The following is a 2,143-nucleotide window of genomic DNA, read 5'->3' as shown; positions in this document are numbered from 1 at the left end:
CCAGCGAAGCCCAGAGCCAGCTGGACGTGGACGACGCGGTGATTCGCAGCCCGCTCGATGGCCGCGTCGCTGATCGCGGTGTACGCGTCGGCCAATACGTGCAGCCAGGCACACGCTTGTTGACCGTGGTGCCGGTGAGCGCGATCTACCTGACCGCCAACTACAAGGAAACGCAGATCGGCGAGATGCGCGCCGGGCAGACCGTCACCGTGCATGTGGACGCACTGCCAGGCCATGATATTCAGGGCCATATCGACAGCCTGTCCCCAGGCACCGGCGCACAGTTCGCGTTGCTGCCGCCGTCCAACGCCACCGGCAACTTCACCAAGATCGTGCAGCGCGTGCCGGTGCGGATTTCCCTGGATGTATCGGATGACGACGTGCGCCAGGCACTGGTGCCCGGCTTGTCCGCCACCGTGGAAGTCGACACCCGCACCCACAAGGCAGACGCCAACCATGGCTGAAGCCATCTTGACCGAAGTGCCCGCGGACAAACCGCGCAACGCTTCGCTGACCGACTGGATCGCAGTCGCCGCCGGCTCGCTGGGCGCCTTGCTGGCGACCCTGGACATCTCGATCACCAACTCGGCGCTGCCGCAGATCCAGGGCCAGATCGGCGCGACCGGTACCGAGGGCACGTGGATCGCCACCGGTTACCTGATGTCGGAAATCGTCATGATTCCCCTCGCCGCCTGGCTGACCCGGGTATTTGGCCTGCGCCGGTTCCTGATCGGCACCGCGTTGATGTTCACGTTTTTCTCGATGTTCTGCGGGTTGTCTTCCAGCCTCGGCGCGATGATCGCCGGGCGTATCGGCCAGGGTTTTGCCGGCGGCGCGATGATCCCGACCGCACAGACCATCGTACGCACCCGCCTGCCTGCCCATCAGTTGGCAATCGGCACCACGATGTTCGGCATGACGGTGATCCTCGGCCCGCTGCTGGGCCCGGTGATTGGCGGATGGCTCACGGAAAATATCAACTGGCGCTGGTGCTTCTTCATCAACTTGCCCGTCAGCATTACCTTGATCACCTTGCTGATCACCGGCCTGCCCAGCGACCGCATGAACCTCCAGCAATTCATCAAGGCCGACTGGCTGGGCATCATTGGCCTGGCCATGGGCCTGAGTTCACTCACCGTGGTGCTGGAAGAAGGCCAGCGCGAACACTGGTTCGATTCGCAGTTGATCATCTGGTTGAGCATCACGATGGTGATCGGCTTCTTCCTGATTGCCGTCGGGCAAGTCCGCTCGAGTACGCCGATCCTGCGCCTGCAACTGGTGCTCAACCGCAGCTTCGGCAGCGTGCTGCTGATCGCCACGGCGGTCGGCGCCGGGCTCTATGGCACGGCGTACCTGGTGCCGCAGTTCCTCGGCATCCTGTCGGGCTATAACGCGCAACAGTCGGGTTCGATCATGTTGCTGTCGGGGATTCCGGCGTTCCTGCTGATGCCGATCCTACCGCGAATGCTTGGCCGCCTGGACCTGCGGATGATGGTCGGCGTGGGTTTGTTGATGTACTGGGCCAGCTGCTTTCTCGACACCCAGCTCACCGCCCAGAGTGTCGGCCATGATTTCTACTGGTCGCAGATCCTGCGGGGCTTTGGGCAGATCCTGGTGATGATGCCCCTCAGCCAACTGTCGATGCGCTCGGTGGAAACCCGCGATGCGGGTGACGCGGCCGGGCTCTACAACATGTCACGCAACCTCGGCGGTACCTTGGGGCTGGCGTTGCTCGGCGTACTGATGGACCGGCGCAGCCACTTCCACGACGACATGTTGCGCGAAGGCATCCAGGCCAATACCCAGTTGACCCAGGATCAAATGGCGAGCGATACCGCCAGCTACCTGGCGCAAACCGGCGACCCGTCCACCGCCTCGCTGCAGGCCCTCGGTCATCTGGCCAACGACATCGCCCAACAAGCGGCGGTGATGGCCTACAACGACGCGTTCTACGTGCTGGGACTCGCCATGCTGGCGTGCCTTCCCCTGATCTTCATCCTGAAAAAGCGCGCGGCGCAGGCAGGCCAACGAACATGATTTATCGCTCACTTCCCTTGCTCTTCACCGTCGGCCTGCTGACGGCGTGTACCGTGGGGCCGGACTACCAGGGCGCGCCGGATGCCGCGCCAAAGACCCTCGCGGC

Annotated in this window: 2 protein-coding genes; both read left to right on the top strand. The window is 63.6% G+C overall.

Going from position 1 to position 2,143, the window contains the following annotated elements; genetic code table 11:
- On the top strand, nt 1–464 hold a 464-nt coding region (locus tag HX846_RS34005; protein WP_178967129.1), incomplete at its 5' end, for an HlyD family secretion protein.
- Nucleotides 457–2,037, top strand: coding sequence for a DHA2 family efflux MFS transporter permease subunit (locus HX846_RS34000; RefSeq protein WP_134326735.1), 1,581 nt, complete (start codon nt 457–459; stop codon nt 2,035–2,037). The genes HX846_RS34005 and HX846_RS34000, both read left to right, overlap by 8 nt.
- Nucleotides 2,038–2,143 lie beyond the last annotated feature (106 nt).

The organism is Pseudomonas sp. K5002 (assembly GCF_013386655.1).
Lineage (GTDB): Bacteria > Pseudomonadota > Gammaproteobacteria > Pseudomonadales > Pseudomonadaceae > Aquipseudomonas.
The sequence above is the reverse complement of the archived record's forward strand: the minus strand, read 5'-3'. Positions and strand labels throughout refer to the sequence as shown.

What these genes read in the sequence shown, in the direction of transcription:
- HX846_RS34000 (WP_134326735.1), top strand. Translation starts at nt 457, where the DNA reads ATGGCTGAAGCCATCTTGACCGAAGTGCCCGCGGACAAACCGCGCAAC.